Here is a 16929-nt window from a genome sequence, read left to right as displayed (position 1 = left end):
CCCCGCTCGCGCCCGGACCGCGCCTCGACCGCGCCCCCAGCGCATCCCGAGCGCGCCCCCGCCGCGCCCCGCTCAGGCCACGCGCCGCTGCGCGTACTCCGCTATCCCGGCCATCGGCGGGCGCTCCTCCGTGTCCACCGCGTACGTCCGCGGTTCGAAGCCCGCCGCGCCCCGCTCGAACTGGGTGAGCCGGGGGCGGACGAGATGGCCCCGGGAGAGCCGCAGCTGCGCCGTCCGGTAGATCGCCGCCGCCATTCGGCCCAGCGCCTGCCCGTCCTGGTGCCGGTGCTTGCGCACCCCCACGTCCACCTGCGCGAGCGCGTCCAGGCCCACCGTGTGCAGCGCGTCGACGAGGAGGCCCAGCTCCACTCCGTAACCGACGGGGAAGGGGAGCCGTTCGAGCAGCGAGCGGCGCGCCGCGTACTCGCCGCCCAGCGGCTGGACGAAGCCGGCCAGCCGCGGCCAGTGCAGATTGAGCAGCGGGCGCGCCACCAGCTCCGTCACCCGCCCTCCTTGACCTGGCGTGTCGCCGAAGGGGCGGTCGTACATCGCCTTGACGAAGTCGACGTCCGGGTCGGTGAGCAGCGGGCCGACGATCCCCGTGACGAAGTCCGCGGAGAAGTCCCGCAGGTCCGCGTCGACGAAGCAGACCACGTCCCCGCTCGTCACCATGAGTGAGCGCCACAGGACCTCGCCCTTGCCCGGGACGGCCGGGATCCGGGGGAGTATGTCGTCCCGGGCGACCACCCGCGCGCCGGCCGCCGCCGCGACCTCGGCCGTGCGGTCCGTGGAGCCCGAGTCGATCACCACCAGCTCGTCGACGAGCGGTACCGCCTCGGTCATCAGCTCGCGCCGGATCACGCTGACGATGTCCCCGACGGTCGCCTCCTCGTTCAGCGCGGGCAGCACCACGCTGACCGTCGTCCCCCGCTTGGCGGCGAGCACCCGTTCGAGGGGCCGGTCGGACACGGACCAGGACCGCCGGGTCAGCCAGCGCTCCACTTCTTCCAGCAACGTGATCTCCATCTCGCGGATCGGACGTCCGTCTCCACCTTCGAAGCCTTCGGTTACAGTCTTGAACAACGCGGAGGCCCGATGCATGTCGGGGTCCCACCCGCGTCCCACAATCGAATACCGCTCATCCAGAGGGGCAGAGGGATACGGCCCGTTGAAGCCCCGGCAACCCTCCAGTCGGTCACTCGTACTCCAGCGAGGCCACCGGCTAGGGAAGGTGCCAAATCCGTCTCATGGCGAACAATTCGTCATGGGAAAGATGAGGAGAAAGGGCCTCGCCTCCATGGCTGTAAACACCGTCGCACCCGCAACCGCCGCTGCCGACACCACTGCCTCCACCGTCGATCTCGGCCCCGCGTCCGGACTCTCCTGCCGCGAGTGCGGCGAGGTCTTCGCCCTCGGCCCGATCTTCGCCTGTGAGCTGTGTTTCGGCCCCCTCGAAGTGGCCTACGACCTGCCGGCCGGCGACCCCGAGGAGCTGCGGAAGCGGATCGAGGCGGGCCCCGCGAACATCTGGCGGTACGCGCCCCTGCTGCCCGTCCCGGCCGACGTCGCCGAGAAGCCGAACCTGAACCCCGGCTGGACCCCGCTCGTCAAGGCCGACAACCTCGCCCGGGAGATCGGCGTCGCCCCCGGCAAGCTCTTCGTCAAGGACGACTCCGGCAACCCGACCCACTCCTTCAAGGACCGGGTCGTCGCCCAGGCCATCGAGGCCGCCCGCGCCTTCGGCTTCACCACCCTCTCCTGCTCCTCCACCGGCAACCTGGCCGGCGCCGTCGGCGCCGCCGCCGCCCGCGCCGGCTTCCGCTCCTGCGTCTTCATCCCGCACGACCTGGAGCAGGGCAAGGTCGTCATGGCCGGTGTCTACGGCGGTGACCTCGTCGCCATCGAGGGCAACTACGACGACGTCAACCGCTTCTGCTCGGAGCTCATCGGCGACCCGCTCGGCGAGGGCTGGGGCTTCGTGAACGTCAACCTGCGGCCGTACTACGGCGAGGGCTCCAAGACGCTCGCGTACGAGATCTGCGAGCAGCTCGGCTGGGTCATCCCCGACCAGCTGGTCATCCCGATCGCCTCCGGCTCCCAGCTCACCAAGATCGACAAGGGGCTCCAGGAGCTCGTCAAGCTGGGCCTGGTCGAGGACAAGCCGTACAAGATCTTCGGCGCCCAGGCGGAGGGCTGCTCCCCGGTGTCGGCGGCCTTCAAGGCCGGCCACGACGTGGTCCGCCCCCAGAAGCCGAACACCATCGCCAAGTCCCTCGCGATCGGCAACCCGGCCGACGGCCCGTACGTCCTCGACATCGCCCGCCGCACCGGCGGCGCGGTGGAGGACGTGAACGACGAGCAGGTCGTGGACGCGATCAAGCTGCTCGCCCGGACCGAGGGCATCTTCGCCGAGACGGCCGGCGGCGTGACCGTGGGCGTGGCGCGCAAGCTCGTCGAGGCCGGTGTCATCGACCCGGACCTCACCACCGTCGTCCTCAACACCGGTGACGGGCTCAAGACCCTGGACGCCGTGGCCGACAGTTCTCAGGCGACCGCCACCATCCGCCCGAGCCTGGACGCGTTCCGCGACGCGGGCCTGGCCCACTGACTCAGAGAGGCACCACGACAGCCATGGCCGTGAACGTCCGCATCCCCACCATCCTCCGTACCTACACCGGCGGGCAGGCCGAGGTCGCCGCCGAGGGCGCGACCCTCGCCGAGGTCATCGCCGACCTGGAGAAGAACCACACCGGCATCGCCGCCCGCGTCCTCGACGACCAGGGCAAGCTGCGCCGCTTCGTCAACGTCTACGTCAACGACGACGACGTGCGCTTCGAGCAGGGCCTGGAGACCGCCACGCCGGACGGCGCGGGCGTCTCGATCATCCCCGCGGTGGCCGGCGGCTGCTGACCCCTACCTGTTGGTAGCTTTCGCTACAGAATTGCCCCTTCCGCGAGAGAAAGCGGAGGGGGCAATTCTGCATGGTTGAGCGCGGTAGAGTTGGGGAAGTCCCCTCCGCCGCTCATGCCGGACGCATATGAGAGCGGCCTCGGACCTGACAAGAATGCGACAACAAGCGGCCGAAAAGCGTGCGCAGTCTGCCCCTTATGCGCCTTTCGCCCGGCCCGACTTGCCCCGCAATTCCAGGATTTCTTCCCGATCCCCCTTTCCGCGCCCTCCAGAATTCTCGGTCGATTGCCCTGTTGCGGAGGGCAGTTGGACAGATACATTCAGCGGCGGTCGACGCGTTCCGGCGCAGGTTCTGACCCGGGTCCGTGAAGTGCGGGTCCGCTCAAGGGCCAGTACGTAATAGGGGAGTTAGGCATGGCTCAGGGCACCGTCAAGTGGTTCAACGCGGAGAAGGGCTACGGCTTCATCGCGGTCGACGGTGGTGCGGATGTTTTCGTCCACTACAGCGCCATCCAGATGGATGGGTACCGCAGCCTCGAAGAGGGCCAGCGAGTCGAGTTCGAGATCTCGCAGGGTCAGAAGGGTCCGCAGGCGGACATGGTCAAGGTGACCGCCTGAGGCGCGGCGCGATCGGCCACCGACGTCTCGTCGTCGAGGGGCCCGCATCCCCAGGGATGCGGGCCCCTCACGCGTTCCCTGGAGCGTCTCGCCGCTCCGGCGCGGAGCTGCCCGAGGCGCTGCCCGAGGCGCTGCCCGATCCATCGCCCGATCCATCGCCCGATCCGCCGCCCGATCCGCCGCCCGATCCGCCGCCCGCTCCACTGCCCGATCCACGAGAGTCGCTTGCACTCGCATGGGTCGAGTGCTAATCATTGGCGTTAGCACTCGGAAGGTGAGAGTGCTACGAGGACCGAGCACGGCGAGGCCGCCGACCCGGGTGGGGCAAGGAACCACGCGGAACGCGGAGGCCGTCCGTCGCGGGCGTCGGCGCGGTCCTGGAGCGTTATCCACCCCATGTCCGGGAGGACCACTTCACATGGCCAAGATCATCGCGTTCGACGAGGAGGCCCGGCGCGGTCTCGAGCGCGGCATGAACCAGCTCGCTGACGCCGTCAAGGTCACCCTCGGCCCCAAGGGCCGTAACGTCGTCCTCGAGAAGAAGTGGGGCGCCCCCACGATCACCAACGATGGTGTCTCCATCGCCAAGGAGATCGAGCTCGAGGACCCGTACGAGAAGATCGGCGCCGAGCTGGTCAAGGAAGTCGCCAAGAAGACGGACGACGTCGCCGGCGACGGTACGACCACCGCCACGGTCCTCGCCCAGGCGCTCGTCCGCGAGGGCCTCCGCAACGTCGCCGCCGGCGCCAACCCGATGGCCCTCAAGCGCGGCATCGAGAAGGCCGTCGAGGCCGTCTCCGGCGCCCTGCTCGACCAGGCGAAGGAGGTCGAGACGAAGGAGCAGATCGCCTCCACCGCCTCCATCTCCGCCGCCGACACGCAGATCGGCGAGCTCATCGCCGAGGCGATGGACAAGGTCGGCAAGGAAGGCGTCATCACCGTCGAGGAGTCGCAGACCTTCGGTCTCGAGCTCGAGCTCACCGAGGGCATGCGCTTCGACAAGGGCTACATCTCGGCGTACTTCGCGACCGACATGGAGCGCATGGAGGCCGCGCTCGAGGACCCGTACATCCTCATCGTCAACTCCAAGATCTCCTCCGTGAAGGACCTCCTCCCGCTCCTGGAGAAGGTCATGCAGTCGGGCAAGCCGCTGCTGATCATCGCCGAGGACGTCGAGGGCGAGGCCCTGTCGACCCTGGTCGTCAACAAGATCCGCGGCACCTTCCGCTCCGTCGCGGTCAAGGCCCCGGGCTTCGGCGACCGCCGCAAGGCCATGCTCCAGGACATCGCCATCCTCACCGGCGGCACGGTCATCTCCGAGGAGGTCGGCCTCAAGCTGGAGTCGGCCGGTCTCGACCTGCTGGGCCGCGCCCGCAAGGTCGTCATCACCAAGGACGAGACCACCATCGTCGACGGTGCCGGTGACAGCGAGCAGGTCGCGGGCCGCGTGAACCAGATCCGCGCCGAGATCGAGAACAGCGACTCCGACTACGACCGCGAGAAGCTCCAGGAGCGCCTCGCGAAGCTCGCCGGCGGCGTGGCGGTCATCAAGGCCGGTGCCGCGACCGAGGTCGAGCTCAAGGAGCGCAAGCACCGCATCGAGGACGCCGTGCGCAACGCCAAGGCGGCCGTCGAGGAGGGCATCGTCGCCGGCGGTGGCGTGGCCCTGCTCCAGGCTTCCAGCGTCTTCGAGAAGCTGGAGCTGGACGGCGACGAGGCCACCGGTGCCGCGATCGTCAAGCTCGCCCTGGAGGCCCCGATCAAGCAGATCGCGGTCAACGCCGGCCTGGAGGGCGGCGTCGTGGTCGAGAAGGTCCGCAACCTCACCCCGGGTCACGGCCTCAACGCCGCGACCGGCGAGTACGTCGACCTGGTCGCCGAGGGCATCATCGACCCGGCCAAGGTGACGCGCTCCGCGCTGCAGAACGCCGCGTCGATCGCCGCGCTCTTCCTCACCACCGAGGCCGTCATCGCCGACAAGCCGGAGAAGGCCGCGGCCCCGGCCGGCGGCGGCATGCCGGGCGGTGACATGGACTTCTGATCCTGACGGATCGGTGGTTCATCGCTGAACGCGAAACGCCGAGGGCGGCACCCCCTGCGAAGGGGGTGCCGCCCTCGGCGCGTTCCCGGCCCTCAGACGACGGGGCGTACGAGCGCCTCGGCGAGCGGCACGGCCGTACGGCGGGCGTACGCGACACGGGCCTTCACCTCGGCGAGGGTGCGGGGACGGTAGCCGGGGCCGCAGCCCTGGCAGCAGCTGGTGTGGAACCGTACGCCCGCGTGCAGCAGCACGGAGAGCACCCGCCACCCCTCGTCGTCCCGCCGCCTCGGCGGCTGGAACGCCGTCCCGACGCCGATCATCGGCTCCCCGCACCGCGGACACCGGTGCTCGTGCCCGTGCTCGGACCCCTGCTTGTACGAGCCCCGGCACGGCAGGCACACGTACGAGGACCTTCTGACTCCCATGGGGGCAGGGTAGGGGCGGGCGGTACCGTCTCGCCCGCGGGTTCGGCGCCCTCCTCCCTGTTCTACGGGCGGCGGAAGAGCGCCGTCCAGAGGAAGCTCCTGCCGAAGTGGGGGGAGTCGGCGGGTTCGTCGCGCATGCGGCGCAGCTCCACCGTGTCCAGGTCGTCGGCGAAGAGGGCGCGGAGGTCCGTGTCCGTGTAGGCGAGGCCGCCTTCCAGGGCGCCCGCGCGGTAGAAGTCGGCGTCGGGGCGCTCCGAGCCCATGCCGCCCTCGCCCGCCGCGAAGGCCGTCAGGGCGAAGTGGCCGCCGGGGGCGAGGACGCGGTCCAGGAGGGCCAGGTAGCTGACGCGGCGGTGCGGGGGGAGGTGGTGGAGGCAGCCGGAGTCGTAGACGAGGTCGTACGGGCCCTCGACGGTGCCGGGCGCGAAGGCGTTGCCGCAGGTGAAGCGGATGGTGTCGACGCCGTTCTCGCGGGCCCGCTCCTGCGCCCAGCCGATCGCCGTCGCCGAGAGGTCGACCGCGTCCACCTCGTAGCCGAGCGAGGCGAGGTACAGGGCGTTCCGGGCCGGGCCGCAGCCCAGGTCGAGGGCGCGGCCGGCGCCCGTGAGCAGGCCCCGTTCCGCGTACGCCGCCAGGTTCTCGTCCGGCTTCGGGACGAAGAACGGCACCGGCCGCTCCCGGTCCGCGTAGAAGCCGTCCCACCATGCGGCGCCGCCCTCCGTCCACCGGTCGGCCCCGGGCGCGAACAGCCCGTCCAGCAGTGTCAGGACGTCCTCGACCGTGCGGATGTTCCGGTCCGTCGTCGGCACCGTCTGCTCCATGTGGATCTCCCCTCGACGTGACTTCCAGGGTAGGGGGAGGGGACTCAAATGCCCAGGTCAGGGCGGGTGTTGGGGGTGGTGGTGGAGGCTCTGGGAGGGGGGTGGACGGGCGTTCCGCGGGGCCGCGACCCACGGCCCCCGGGGGCGGGGTGAGGTCGTGGCGGAGGGGGCTTCACGGGGCTGTGAGGGGGCTTTTCCAGGGCCGCCCGGGTGGGTTTTCGGGTGGCGGAGATACGTGGTGGCGGCGGTGTTTCGCGCGGCTGTACGATCCCGCTGCCGGCAGGTGGGGGGCTATCGGGCCGGCACCCTCGGCCCGGAGCGTGCGCCCATCCGCGTACGACGTCTTCCGCACCCCTCCACACGCACTGTCGTCATCGACTTCACGCACGAGGGGAACCCCTTTCTTGTCCGTTCGTAGAGCCGTCGCGCTCGCGTTGAGCGCAGCGCTGGGCCTCACCGGCCTCTCGGCCGTCACCGCGCCGGGGGCCGTGGCCGCCTCCACCAGTCCGTACGAGGTGACGATCCCGGCGCCGCCGAGCGTCACCCCGCCGCAGCAGCAGCTCTTCGGCGCCGGCAGCGGCGTGCAGACCGCCGACCCGGCGACCGGGCGGCTGCGCTGGCAGAGCCTGGCGGACGGGCGGGTGGAGCTGCGCGACTTCTGCGACTCCTCCGACCGCCTCGCCTACTTCGGCGACCGGGTCGGCTGCTTCGGCTACCACGGCGACGCGGCAGAGGCGACCGTGTACGACTTCGCCACCGGCAGCCTCCTCACCCGGGCCCGGCCCGAGGGTCACACCTGGCTGCGCGCCTTCGGCACGAACCGGCTGCTCTCCTACCGCACCGACAGCGAGGGCGGGGCCGTCACCCTGAGCCTGCTGGGCCTCGGCGAGGGCGCGGCGGACACCGACATCACGACGGGCGAGGCCATCACCGGCCGCCCGGAGGTACTGGCCTTCGACGGCGCGGGCGCGGTCGTCCGCTACACGCGGGCCGACCAGGGCAGTGCCATCGGCCTCGTCGACTTCGCCGCCGCGACGCTCAAGCCGCTGGCGTCCGTGCCCGCCTTCCCCGGCACCCCGAAGGCCGCGCTCAGCGCGGAACGGATCGCCCTGTACGGCGACTACGCCACCGACCAGGCCCATGTCGTCCTGCGCGCCGACCCCTCGGCGCCCGGCAAGACCGTCGCCCTGCCCGGCGGCACCTACGGAGCAGGCAGGATCGCCCTCCTCGGCGAGTGGATCGTCGGCCACGTCGGCGACCCCTACGCCCCGCGTGTTCTCAAGGCGGTCAACGTCACGACCGGCGCCGCCCGGGACCTGGGTGTCCTCGCCGCCACCGCCGAGGACCTGCGGAGGGCCCCGGACGGCACCCTGTACGTCGTCGGCGGCACCGACTCCACCCACTGGGGCGTCCGGCGCGTCACCCTCGACGCCGCCACCGGCACGCCGGTCACCGCGCAGGTGCTGAGCACGCCGCCGAAGCCGGTCCAGCGGACCGGCCTGACCCTCGCCGCCGGCCGCCTCACCACCGAGCACACCGACGCCCCGAAGCGGGAGCTCGTCCGCTACGACGTCTCCCTCACGGAGCCGAGGACGGCCACCCGGCGCTGGAGCTGCGACGCGATCAGCGGCACCGCCGCGAACTGTCCGCCGACCACCACGACGAGACTCGTCTCCTCGACGCGGTGGCTCGACACGGGCGACGGCCGCCTCGTCACGCTCCTCACCGAGGACGTCCCGCCGTCCCGCACCGAACCCTTCTGCGGCGACTGCGTCATCAAGCTCCAGGTGACCACGACCGGCGTCGGCGGGACCACCCGCACGGTCAAGCTGGACACCACCCGCAGGCTGCGGCCGAGCCTGCTGATCGGCGCGAGCGGGCGCTACGTCCACTTCCTCGCGAGCGAGAACTACGAGACCCGCTCCGTCGTCGCCGACATCGAGACCGGCAAGACCTTCGTCTCGAACAACACGAACCAGGCGCTGTGGGGCACACGGCTCTGGACCGCCACCACGGCGAACGACTCGGTCTCGGCGGTCGACCTGCGCACGGGCGCGCAGGTCGCCACGGCCGACTTCGGTACCGACTGCGGCGTCTTCGGCCTCGACGTCGTCGGCCCGTGGATGTACGGGCTCTGCGGCGACCACAGGTCGGCCGTCGTGTACAACCGTGAGACGAAGAAGACCGTCCGCTTCCCGTTCGCCCCCACCAGCCGGGCGGTCCTCGGCGACGGTTTCCTCACCTACACGAGCTATGCGCCCGGCGGCGACCGGATGGACGTGACCGACGTCCGGTCCGGCGCGCCCGTCACCCGTACGCTCGGCACTCCGATGCCCGGCCTGCCGAACTACAACCAGGGCTGGACCGTCGACCGCCTCGGCGGCGCCGTCGCCTTCGTCGACCCCCAGCAGGCGATCCGCGTCGTCGGTCTCGGCGGAGCCACCAGCCGGGCCACCGTGACCGACTCGTCCGTCGCCACCGCCGTCAACGTCAAGTCGGCGGTGTGGAAGCCGCGGTGGTGGGTCTCGAAGCCCGTTCAGTGGACGCTGGTCCTCAAGAACAAGGCCACGGGCAAGACCGTCCGGACCCTCACCGGCGAGGGACGTGGCATCGTCGCGCCCGCCTGGGACGGCAAGGACGCCGCCGGGAAGTACGTCGCCAACGGCGCCCACGTGTGGTCCCTCATCGCCAAGCCCGCCGACGGGCAGGGCGCCGACCTGACCGCCTCCGGGGCCCTCGCCGTCTCCGGTGCGGCCGCCGTGCGGCGGGACATGGCCGGCGACGACGGGTTCGGTGACCTGCTGGTCATGGACACCTACGGGGCGATGTCGCTGTACCGGGGTACCGGTACCGGTGGGGTGTCGGCTCGGATCGCGGGGGTGGGGAACAAGTTCGCGACCACCAGCCTCTTCGTTCCGGTCGGGGATCTGAATGGTGACCGGTGTGCGGATGTGTATGCGCGGGTGGGGGACCAGCTGCGGGCGTATCGGCCGGGTTGCGGGAAGGTGCTGACGGCTTCGTCGCCGTACACGCTCGTGGGTTCGGGCTGGGGCGGGTACGACGTGCTCACCTCGCCCGGGGACGTGAACGGGGACGGGTACGCCGATCTCGTCGTGCGGCAGGCGTCGACCGGGGATGTGTACTTCTACGGTGGGACCGCCACCCACAGCCTCAAGGCCCGCGTCCGCATCGGGACGAACTGGAAGCTGTACAGGAAGCTTGTCGGTGCCGGGGATCTGAACGGTGACGGGCGGGGTGATCTGCTCGGGGTGGACTCGGCCGGTGTGCTGTGGCGGTACTACGGGACCTCTACCGGTGGTGTGTCCGCCCGGGTGAAGGTCGGTGGTGGCTGGGGCGGGTATTCCGCGCTGGTCGGTGTCGGGGATCTGTCCGGGGACGGAAAGGCCGATCTGCTGGCGCGTGACACCGCCGGGAAGCTGTGGCGGTACGCCTCCACCGGAGCCGGTACGTACGGCACCCGGGTGCTGATCGGCAGCAGTGGCTGGAACGGGTTCAAGGGCCTGTTCTGAGTCGTCGCCGGAACCGTTCGTTCGCCGTCGGCGCATTTCGTGCGCCGACGGCGAACTGCTGTCTCGGGGCGGGGGGTTCGGTGGTCGACTGGGGTCATGGAGATTCTGGTGCTGGGTGGGACGGCTTGGGTGGGGCGCGAGGTTTCGCGGCGGGCGTTGGCGCGGGGGCACGCGGTGACGTGTCTGGCGCGGGGGGAGAGCGGGGAGGTGGCGGAGGGGGCCCGGCTGGTGGTGGCGGACCGGCGGGAGCCGGGGGCGTACGACGGGCTGCTCGACCGGGAGTGGGACGCCGTGGTCGAGGTGTCGTGGCAGCCGGGGTTCGTGAAGGCGGCGCTGGCGGCGCTCGGGGAGCGGGCCCGGCACTGGACGTACGTGTCGTCGGGGAACGTGTACGCCTCGCAGGCCGAGATCGGGGCCGACGAGTCCGCCCCGCTCATGACGCCGACCGAACTCGACGAGGTCGACCGTGAGTTGTACGGGGAGGCGAAGGCCGCCTGCGAGCGGGCGTCGGCCGCCGCCGTCGGGGACCGGCTGCTCGTCGCCCGGGCCGGGCTCATCGGCGGGCCCGGCGACGTCAGCTGCCGCACCGGCTACTGGGCGGCCCGGGCCGCCCGGGACCCGGAGGCGCCGCTGCTCGTGCCGGACGAGCCCGGGCTGCCCACCCGCGTCGTCGACGTGCGGGACCTCGTCGACTGGATCCTGGACTCGGCCGAGAAGGGGCTGACCGGCGCGTACGACACGGTGGGGCCGAACGTGCCGCTCGGCGAGTGGATCGAGCTGTCCCGCCGGGCCGCCGGGCACCGCGGGCCCGTGGTGCCGGCCGGGTCCGCGTGGCTCCTGGAGCAGGGCGTGACGGAGTTCATGGGGCCCGAGTCGCTGCCGCTGTGGATCGTGGCGGAGGACTGGAGCGGCTTCCAGGCGCGTTCGGGTGCCGCCGCGGCCGCCGCCGGGCTCCGGCAGCGGCCGCGTCACGAGGTGATCGCCGACACGCTGGCCTGGGAGCGGGAGCAGGGGCTCGACCGGGAGCGCCGGGCCGGGCTCAGCCCGGCGCGCGAGGCCGAACTGCTGGCGCTGCTGGCTGAGTAGTCAGGGCGCGACCAGGGCCGGGTCCTGGTCCGAGCGGCGCAGGGCGTCGGCGACGAAGCCGTTCCTCTTCAGCTCCTCGATGAGGGAGCGGAGGTACGCGACCGTCTCCGGCGCCCTGTCCGTCGTGGTGCCCACCGCCTGCCGGATCTCCATGAACCGGCCGTCGATCAGGCGGACTTCGGGGTGGGCGGCGACATAGGCGGCCATCGGCTGGCGGATGCCCGCGCCGGCCTCCAGGTCCAGGGTGCGGAAGGTGTCGACGCCCTCCGCGCCCCGGACGACGGTGGCGTGGGCGAGGGCGCGGGTGAGGTGGAGGTCGTACGCCGAGCCCTGTTTGACGCCGACGCGGACGCCGGGGGTGTCGATGTCCTCGACGGTGGTGAGCGGCGAGTCCCGGGGGACCGCGTAGACGCCCTCGATGACGACGTACGGGGCGGTGAACGCGACCTCCTTCTCCCGGGCCGGGTCCACGGCGAGGAAGCACAGGTCGGCGCGGCCGTCCGTCATCGCCTCGAACGACTTGCGCGCCGCGTCGAAGCAGAGCGTCTCCACGGGGAGTCCGAGCCGTCGGCCGATCTCCCGGGCGAGGTCGACGGTGATGCCGGCGGGCGCCTCCGGCGTGCCCTGGGCGAGCACCGGGTTCCCGAGGTTGATGGAGGCCCGCAGCACCCCGGTGGGGGCGAGGTCGGCGGCGATCGCGGCGAGGTCGTGTCGGTCGTGGTGCTTGGTCGTCATGACTGCGGAGCCTACGGGGGGAATGGCCGGGTGTGGCCGAATTTCGCCGACAAGCCAGCGAATGATTTCGGCCATGTGCACGTGCTATCGGAAGTGGTCGGTCCATATGGGGGTGATCATTCCGGATGGTTCGGGGCAGGTTCGCGGTGGCTGATTTACAGCCCCTGACCTCGGGGTTCTCACATGGAGGACGCGAAGATCGAAGCTGGTCTAGACATTTATTCGGAGCGGCGGGTAGGTTGCGGACCGCGAGTTCTCGTGAACGTTTGCACGACCCGAAAAATCCGTCTTCACTTTGTGAGGGATCCAATGGTCAAGGCAATTGTCGGCATGGCGGACCGTGTACTCGGACGCGTTCTCCGCGAGGAGAGCGCCGAGGCGTACTGCGCCTGCCCCGCGGGCGGCAGCAGCTGGTGCTCCGGCTCCACGCTCTACGTCAAGGTCTGCTGTTCCTGGAACTGCGCCGCGGCGCCCACCTGCGTCACCAAGTCCTACCCGGGCGACTGCTGACCGCGCCTTTCGCGCCCATCGGTGAAACCACCCTCCCCAGGTCGCCCCGCGCGGCCCGGGGAGGGTCCCGGCCGGCCCATCCGACGGAGGAAAGACCGTGACCGACTCCCTGATCCTCGCCCTCCGGTGCGTCGTGGCCGTCGTCTTCGCCGCCTCCGCGCTCGGGAAGGCGCGCGCTCCCGGGGAGTTCCGCGCGACCGTCCGGGACATGCGGGTCGTGCCCCGGCGGCTGACCGGCGCGGTCGCGGTGGCGGTGCCCGTCCTGGAGGCGGTCCTGGCCGCCGCAGTCTGGGTGCCCGCCCTCACCACCTGGGCCTTCGCCGTCTCCTTCGGTCTGATCGCGGCCTTCACCGCGGCCCTGGTCTCGGTCCTCCGCCGGAAGATCGACACCTCCTGCTCCTGCTTCGGCGCCTCCCGCACCCGGGTCGGCCCCGCGCACCTCGTCCGCAACGCCGTCCTCCTCGGGGCGACCGCCGCCGGATTCCTCGCCGCCCTCGCCGCGGGCGGGCCGGGCTCCGTCCCGGCGGCCGGCTCCCTCGACCCCACCGGGGTGTTCGTCAGCCTGCTCGGCGCGGTCTGCGTGAGCGCGCTCGTCCTCTCGACGGACCTGCTCGCCGACGTCTTCACCGGAACCGGCGGAACCCACGGCACCGGCGGAACCCACGGAACCAGCGGAACCCACGGAACCAGCCGGCGGACCTCCTGAATCCGCCGAGAAACCAAGCGAGGCCCTTTCCATGCTTGTCGCCGCCGTCGTGCTGATCGGTTGTCTCTCCGTCTTCAATCTCTTCCTGCTGCTCGCCCTCGCGCGCCGCGTTTCCGCCTCCGGTCATTCCGGAGACGGGGAATACGTCTCCGACGCTCCGGAGAACAGGCTTCCCGACGGCTCCCCCGTCCCCGAATTCCGCACCCACACCCATTCCGGCGAGGAGATCGACCGGAATTCCGTCGCGAACGGATCCGTCATCGGATTCCTCTCCACCACCTGCGGACCCTGCATCGAGCAGGCGCCGGAATTCGCCCGCATGGCCAAGGACTTCCCCGGTGGCCGGGACCATGTGCTCGTCTTCCTCAAGGGCGGCGGTCCCGAGCGGCAGCGGATGATCGACCTGCTCGACCCCGTCGCCCGGGTCGTCACCGAGGCCGCCGGCTCCGAGGGCGCCTCCGCCTCCTTCGGCATCGTCCGCTGGCCCAGCTACCTCGACGTCGACGCCGAGGGCCGGATCAGCGACCGCGGCCAGGTCGCCCCCGCCGCCCCGACGGCCGCCGCCTCCCGGTGAGGCAGTCGAGGGCGGAGGTGCTCGGGGCCGGGCGGACCGCCGCCGGGCTCGCCTGGCGGGCCGGGCGGGGCGCACTCGTGCTCTACCTCGCGGGCAGCGTCGTCGCCGGCCTGCTGCCCGCAGCCGCCGCGCTCCTCGTCCGCGAGCTCTTCAACGCGATCACCCAGCACCGGCCCACGGACGCCCTGGTCCGCGTCGCCGTCCTCCTCGTCGGGGTCAGCCTCGGCATCGCACTCGTCCCGGCCATCACCGACTTCCTCCGCGAACAGCACGCCCGGCGGGTCCAACTCCGCGTCCAGGACGAGCTGTTCGAGGGCGTCAACCGGCTGCCCGGACTGCGGTACTTCGAGAACCCGGCCTTCCAGGACGAGCTCCGGCTCGCCCAGGAGGCCGGCTCCTCCGCGCCCGGCATGCTGATCGGCTCCGTCGTCGGCGGCGTGCAGGCGCTGGTGACCTTCCTCGGCTTCCTGATCACGGTCTGCGTCCTCAACCCGCTGCTCGGCGCGCTCACCGTCGTCATGGCGCTGCCGACCTTCCGCACCCAGCTCACCGCCGGCCGCCGCCGGGCCGCCGTCATCCGCGACATCGTGGCGCGCAGCCGCCGCCAGATGTTCTACGCGAGCCTGCTCACCGACACCGACGCGGTGAAGGAGATCCGGCTCTTCGGGCTCCAGGACCACTTCAAGGACCGGGCGCGGGCCGAGCTGGTGGCCGCCTCCGACGCCGAGCGCCGCACCGAACTCCGTAACCTCGTCAGGGGAGTCGGGCCGGCCGTGCTCGGAGTCGCCGTCTACGGCGCGGGGCTCGTCTGGGTCGTCCGGGCCGTCGGCGCGGGCAGCCTCTCCGTCGGCGACGTCTCCGTCTTCCTCGCCGCCACCGCCGCCATCCAGACCGGCGTCGGCCAGCTGGCGAACACCGGCAGCAACGCCTACCAGGCCCTGCTCACCTTCGTCTCCTACCGCGCCCTGCGCGACCTCGCCCCCGACCTGCGGCAGCCCGAAGGCCCGGCCGAACGGCCCGCGCCGCTGCGCTCCTCGATCACCTTCGAGAACGTCTGGTTCCGGTACGACGACAGCTCGCCGTGGGTGCTGCGGGGCGTCGACCTGACGCTCACCGCGGGCGCGGCCACCGCCCTCGTCGGCCTGAACGGCGCCGGCAAGAGCACCCTGGTGAAGCTGCTGTGCCGGCTGTACGACCCGACCGAGGGCCGCATCCTCTGGGACGGCACCGACATCCGCCGCTTCGCTCCGGACGAGTACCGCCGCCGGATCGGCGTCGTCTTCCAGGACTACTGCCGGTACGACCTCACCGCGGGCGAGAACGTCGGCCTCGGGCGGCTCGACCGGGCCGGCGACACCGGCGCGGTCACCGGCGCCGCCCGTGCCGCCGGCATCCACGACCGGCTCACCCGGCTGCCCGCCGGATACGCCACCCTCCTCAGCCGGATCTTCGTCCCGGACGGCGAACAGGGCGGCGCGGGCCCCGGCGGCCAGTCGCTCTCCGGCGGCGAGTGGCAACGGGTCGCCGTGGCCCGGGCGTTCATGCGCGCCGACGCCGACCTGATGATCCTCGACGAGCCCAGCGCGGGTCTCGACGCGGAGGCGGAGAAGGAGATCCACGACAGCCTGCGCACCCTGCGGGGCGGCGCGACCGGCGTGCTCGTCTCGCACCGGCTGAGCGCCGTCCGCGACGCCGGCCGCATCGTCGTCCTCGGCGACGGCCGGGTGGTCGAGGAGGGGACGCACGAGACGCTGATGGCGCGCGGCGGCCGGTACGCGGAGCTGTTCACGCTCCAGGCGGACGGCTACCGTTCGGACGCGCCGGTCCCCGACCCGGTGTCCTGAAGAGGGAGGGCCGTCGACATGGACGGGTACGTGTACGTGATCCTGGGCGTCGCCGCCGGCCTCGCCCTGCTCCTGGTGGTGCTGCGCCGCTTCCTCTCCCGGCTGCGGATCAACGGGCCGAGCATGATGCCGGCGCTGCGGGACGGGCAGCGGGTCCTCGTCGTCCGGACGGGCGCGGCCCGGCTGCGTACCGGCCGGATCGTCGTCGTCGCCCCGCCCGAGGGTCTGGTCCGGCCCCGCCGGGGCGCGGACCCGGCGGCCCGGCCGCCGCTCGTGGTGAAGCGGGTCGCCGCGCTGGCCGGGGAGCCGGTCCCGCCCGAGGTGTGCGAGGCCGCCGGGGTCGCGGAGGGCGCGCTCGTCCCGCCGGGCCGGATCGCCCTGCTCGGCGACAACCCGGCCTTCAGCACGGACTCCCGCTACTGGGGGCTGCTGCCGGTGTCCAGCGTCGTCGGCGTCGTCCTCGACGCGGCGGCCTAGCCGGGACGGCCGGCCCGAGGGGCGGTACCCGCGTCGTGCGGGTGCCGCCCCTCGGGCATGCCGTCGTCCGGGAGGGTCAACCGCCAGCCGGCGAGGGCCGGGTCGGCGAGGAGGGCGGCGAGGGCGGTCGTCGCCTCGGCCGGGGTCGTCGCGGCGGGGGCCGAGAGGCGCAGCAGGGCCGCGGTCTCGTCGCAGCCGGTGAGGGTCGCCTCCCAGCCCGCCGGGAGGAGGGCGAGGAAGCGGATCGCCGCGAGCGCGGGCGGCGCTCCGGCCGGGCCCACGAGGGCCACCTGGGCCAGCTGTCGGAAGGGTGCTAACGGGTGCATGGTCGGCTCCGGGACAGGGCTGCCCCGGACCGGCCGTGAAGGGGGCGGCCGGTCCGGGGAGCGGGGCGGGGGGACGCGTCAGCGGGCGGAGGAGCCCTTGGAGAGGCGGTACACGACGGCCAGGATGGCCACCGCGAGGACCGCGCCGCCGCCGTAGCGGACGCCGTCGGAGGCGTCGCCGGTCACGACGACGACCTCGGCGATCGCCAGGGCGGCGAGCAGGGCGGCGAGGAGGGTGCGGCTGGAGGTGGCGGTGGAGGAGGACATGGGGGTTCCTTTCCTTCGATTCCTGTGAGGGGGGGGTGGCTCCGGCCGCCGCACGGCGG

General features: G+C 72.1%; 17 protein-coding genes and 1 riboswitch. Of the genes, 11 read left to right on the top strand and 6 right to left on the bottom strand.

Annotated elements, in window-relative coordinates:
• Positions 1–72 precede the first annotated feature (72 nt).
• On the bottom strand, positions 73–1014 hold the full coding sequence (locus IF73_RS0126285; RefSeq protein ID WP_031012290.1) for a glucosyl-3-phosphoglycerate synthase: 942 nt from the start codon (positions 1012–1014) through the stop codon (positions 73–75).
• A 121-nt stretch (positions 1015–1135) separates the two neighbouring features.
• Positions 1136–1280, top strand: a riboswitch (SAM riboswitch).
• Here IF73_RS0126285 and thrC point away from each other — a divergent pair.
• The 4 genes from thrC to groL all read left to right on the top strand — a co-directional run bounded on the left by thrC (position 1265) and on the right by groL (position 5569).
• Positions 1265–2608 (top strand): threonine synthase, encoded by a 1344-nt coding sequence (thrC, locus tag IF73_RS0126280; RefSeq protein WP_158822152.1) that lies wholly within the window; start codon positions 1265–1267, stop codon positions 2606–2608. (Overlaps the previous riboswitch by 16 nt.)
• Before the next feature lie 23 nt (positions 2609–2631).
• Positions 2632–2910: a MoaD/ThiS family protein gene (locus IF73_RS0126275; RefSeq protein ID WP_031012286.1), complete on the top strand. Its 279-nt coding sequence runs from the start codon at positions 2632–2634 to the stop codon at positions 2908–2910.
• Positions 2911–3324: 414 nt separating this feature from the next.
• On the top strand, positions 3325–3528 hold the full coding sequence (locus IF73_RS0126270; protein ID WP_030498267.1) for a cold-shock protein: 204 nt from the start codon (positions 3325–3327) through the stop codon (positions 3526–3528).
• A 418-nt stretch (positions 3529–3946) separates the two neighbouring features.
• Positions 3947–5569, top strand: a complete 1623-nt coding sequence (gene groL / locus IF73_RS0126265) for a chaperonin GroEL (RefSeq protein WP_031012284.1) — start codon at positions 3947–3949, stop codon at positions 5567–5569.
• A 92-nt stretch (positions 5570–5661) separates the two neighbouring features.
• Here groL and IF73_RS0126260 read toward each other — a convergent pair whose 3' ends face one another.
• Both IF73_RS0126260 and IF73_RS0126255 read right to left on the bottom strand, forming a co-directional pair.
• On the bottom strand, positions 5662–5994 hold the full coding sequence (locus tag IF73_RS0126260) for a hypothetical protein (protein WP_031012282.1): 333 nt from the start codon (positions 5992–5994) through the stop codon (positions 5662–5664).
• A gap of 62 nt (positions 5995–6056) precedes the next feature.
• The gene (locus IF73_RS0126255) at positions 6057–6815 is read right to left on the bottom strand and encodes a class I SAM-dependent methyltransferase (RefSeq protein ID WP_031012280.1); all 759 of its coding nucleotides are present in this window, start codon (positions 6813–6815) and stop codon (positions 6057–6059) included.
• Between the two features lie 404 nt (positions 6816–7219).
• Here IF73_RS0126255 and IF73_RS42220 point away from each other — a divergent pair, with 404 nt between their 5' ends.
• Both IF73_RS42220 and IF73_RS0126245 read left to right on the top strand, forming a co-directional pair.
• A complete protein-coding gene (locus IF73_RS42220) occupies positions 7220–10345 on the top strand; it encodes an FG-GAP repeat domain-containing protein (RefSeq protein WP_234338342.1) in 3126 nt (1041 codons plus the stop codon).
• Positions 10346–10441: 96 nt separating this feature from the next.
• Positions 10442–11431, top strand: a complete 990-nt coding sequence (locus IF73_RS0126245; RefSeq protein WP_031012276.1) for an NAD-dependent epimerase/dehydratase family protein — start codon at positions 10442–10444, stop codon at positions 11429–11431.
• Here the strand turns inward: IF73_RS0126245 and IF73_RS0126240 are convergent, their stop codons facing one another.
• On the bottom strand, positions 11432–12166 hold the full coding sequence (locus IF73_RS0126240; RefSeq protein ID WP_031012274.1) for a transporter substrate-binding domain-containing protein: 735 nt from the start codon (positions 12164–12166) through the stop codon (positions 11432–11434).
• Between the two features lie 330 nt (positions 12167–12496).
• Here IF73_RS0126240 and IF73_RS0126235 point away from each other — a divergent pair, with 330 nt between their 5' ends.
• From IF73_RS0126235 to IF73_RS0126210, 5 genes are all read left to right on the top strand, one after another.
• Positions 12497–12676 (top strand): hypothetical protein, encoded by a 180-nt coding sequence (locus IF73_RS0126235; protein WP_030498261.1) that lies wholly within the window; start codon positions 12497–12499, stop codon positions 12674–12676.
• A 97-nt stretch (positions 12677–12773) separates the two neighbouring features.
• Positions 12774–13382 (top strand): MauE/DoxX family redox-associated membrane protein, encoded by a 609-nt coding sequence (locus tag IF73_RS0126230; RefSeq protein ID WP_063833481.1) that lies wholly within the window; start codon positions 12774–12776, stop codon positions 13380–13382.
• A 31-nt stretch (positions 13383–13413) separates the two neighbouring features.
• On the top strand, positions 13414–13956 hold the full coding sequence (locus IF73_RS42215; RefSeq protein WP_234338341.1) for a TlpA family protein disulfide reductase: 543 nt from the start codon (positions 13414–13416) through the stop codon (positions 13954–13956).
• On the top strand, positions 13953–15800 hold the full coding sequence (locus IF73_RS0126215) for an ABC transporter ATP-binding protein (RefSeq protein WP_078868262.1): 1848 nt from the start codon (positions 13953–13955) through the stop codon (positions 15798–15800). Before IF73_RS42215 ends, IF73_RS0126215 begins: the two co-directional genes overlap by 4 nt.
• Before the next feature lie 18 nt (positions 15801–15818).
• Positions 15819–16277 carry a S26 family signal peptidase gene (locus IF73_RS0126210; protein ID WP_051717313.1) on the top strand — a complete coding sequence of 153 codons (459 nt, stop codon included), beginning with the start codon at positions 15819–15821 and terminating at the stop codon, positions 16275–16277.
• Here IF73_RS0126210 and IF73_RS41200 read toward each other — a convergent pair.
• The gene (locus tag IF73_RS41200; protein ID WP_158822150.1) at positions 16274–16603 is read right to left on the bottom strand and encodes a hypothetical protein; all 330 of its coding nucleotides are present in this window, start codon (positions 16601–16603) and stop codon (positions 16274–16276) included. The genes IF73_RS0126210 and IF73_RS41200 overlap by 4 nt on opposite strands.
• Before the next feature lie 78 nt (positions 16604–16681).
• Positions 16682–16870, bottom strand: coding sequence for a hypothetical protein (locus IF73_RS0126200; protein WP_031012261.1), 189 nt, complete (start codon positions 16868–16870; stop codon positions 16682–16684).
• Positions 16871–16929 lie beyond the last annotated feature (59 nt).

Origin of the sequence: Streptomyces sp. NRRL F-5727 (assembly GCF_000719555.1) — a bacterium.
Lineage (GTDB): Bacteria > Actinomycetota > Actinomycetes > Streptomycetales > Streptomycetaceae > Streptomyces.
Note: the sequence above shows the minus strand (reverse complement) of the source record. Positions and strands in the feature narration are given on the sequence as shown.

Coding starts and splice junctions, on each gene's coding strand:
- thrC (WP_158822152.1), top strand. CDS start 1,265: ATGGGAAAGATGAGGAGAAAGGGCCTCGCCTCCATGGCTGTAAACACC.
- IF73_RS0126275 (WP_031012286.1), top strand. CDS start 2,632: ATGGCCGTGAACGTCCGCATCCCCACCATCCTCCGTACCTACACCGGC.
- IF73_RS0126270 (WP_030498267.1), top strand. CDS start 3,325: ATGGCTCAGGGCACCGTCAAGTGGTTCAACGCGGAGAAGGGCTACGGC.
- groL (WP_031012284.1), top strand. CDS start 3,947: ATGGCCAAGATCATCGCGTTCGACGAGGAGGCCCGGCGCGGTCTCGAG.
- IF73_RS0126260 (WP_031012282.1), bottom strand. CDS start 5,994: ATGGGAGTCAGAAGGTCCTCGTACGTGTGCCTGCCGTGCCGGGGCTCG.
- IF73_RS0126255 (WP_031012280.1), bottom strand. CDS start 6,815: ATGGAGCAGACGGTGCCGACGACGGACCGGAACATCCGCACGGTCGAG.
- IF73_RS0126245 (WP_031012276.1), top strand. CDS start 10,442: ATGGAGATTCTGGTGCTGGGTGGGACGGCTTGGGTGGGGCGCGAGGTT.
- IF73_RS0126240 (WP_031012274.1), bottom strand. CDS start 12,166: ATGACGACCAAGCACCACGACCGACACGACCTCGCCGCGATCGCCGCC.
- IF73_RS0126235 (WP_030498261.1), top strand. CDS start 12,497: ATGGCGGACCGTGTACTCGGACGCGTTCTCCGCGAGGAGAGCGCCGAG.
- IF73_RS42215 (WP_234338341.1), top strand. CDS start 13,414: ATGCTTGTCGCCGCCGTCGTGCTGATCGGTTGTCTCTCCGTCTTCAAT.
- IF73_RS0126210 (WP_051717313.1), top strand. CDS start 15,819: ATGGACGGGTACGTGTACGTGATCCTGGGCGTCGCCGCCGGCCTCGCC.
- IF73_RS41200 (WP_158822150.1), bottom strand. CDS start 16,603: ATGCACCCGTTAGCACCCTTCCGACAGCTGGCCCAGGTGGCCCTCGTG.
- IF73_RS0126200 (WP_031012261.1), bottom strand. CDS start 16,870: ATGTCCTCCTCCACCGCCACCTCCAGCCGCACCCTCCTCGCCGCCCTG.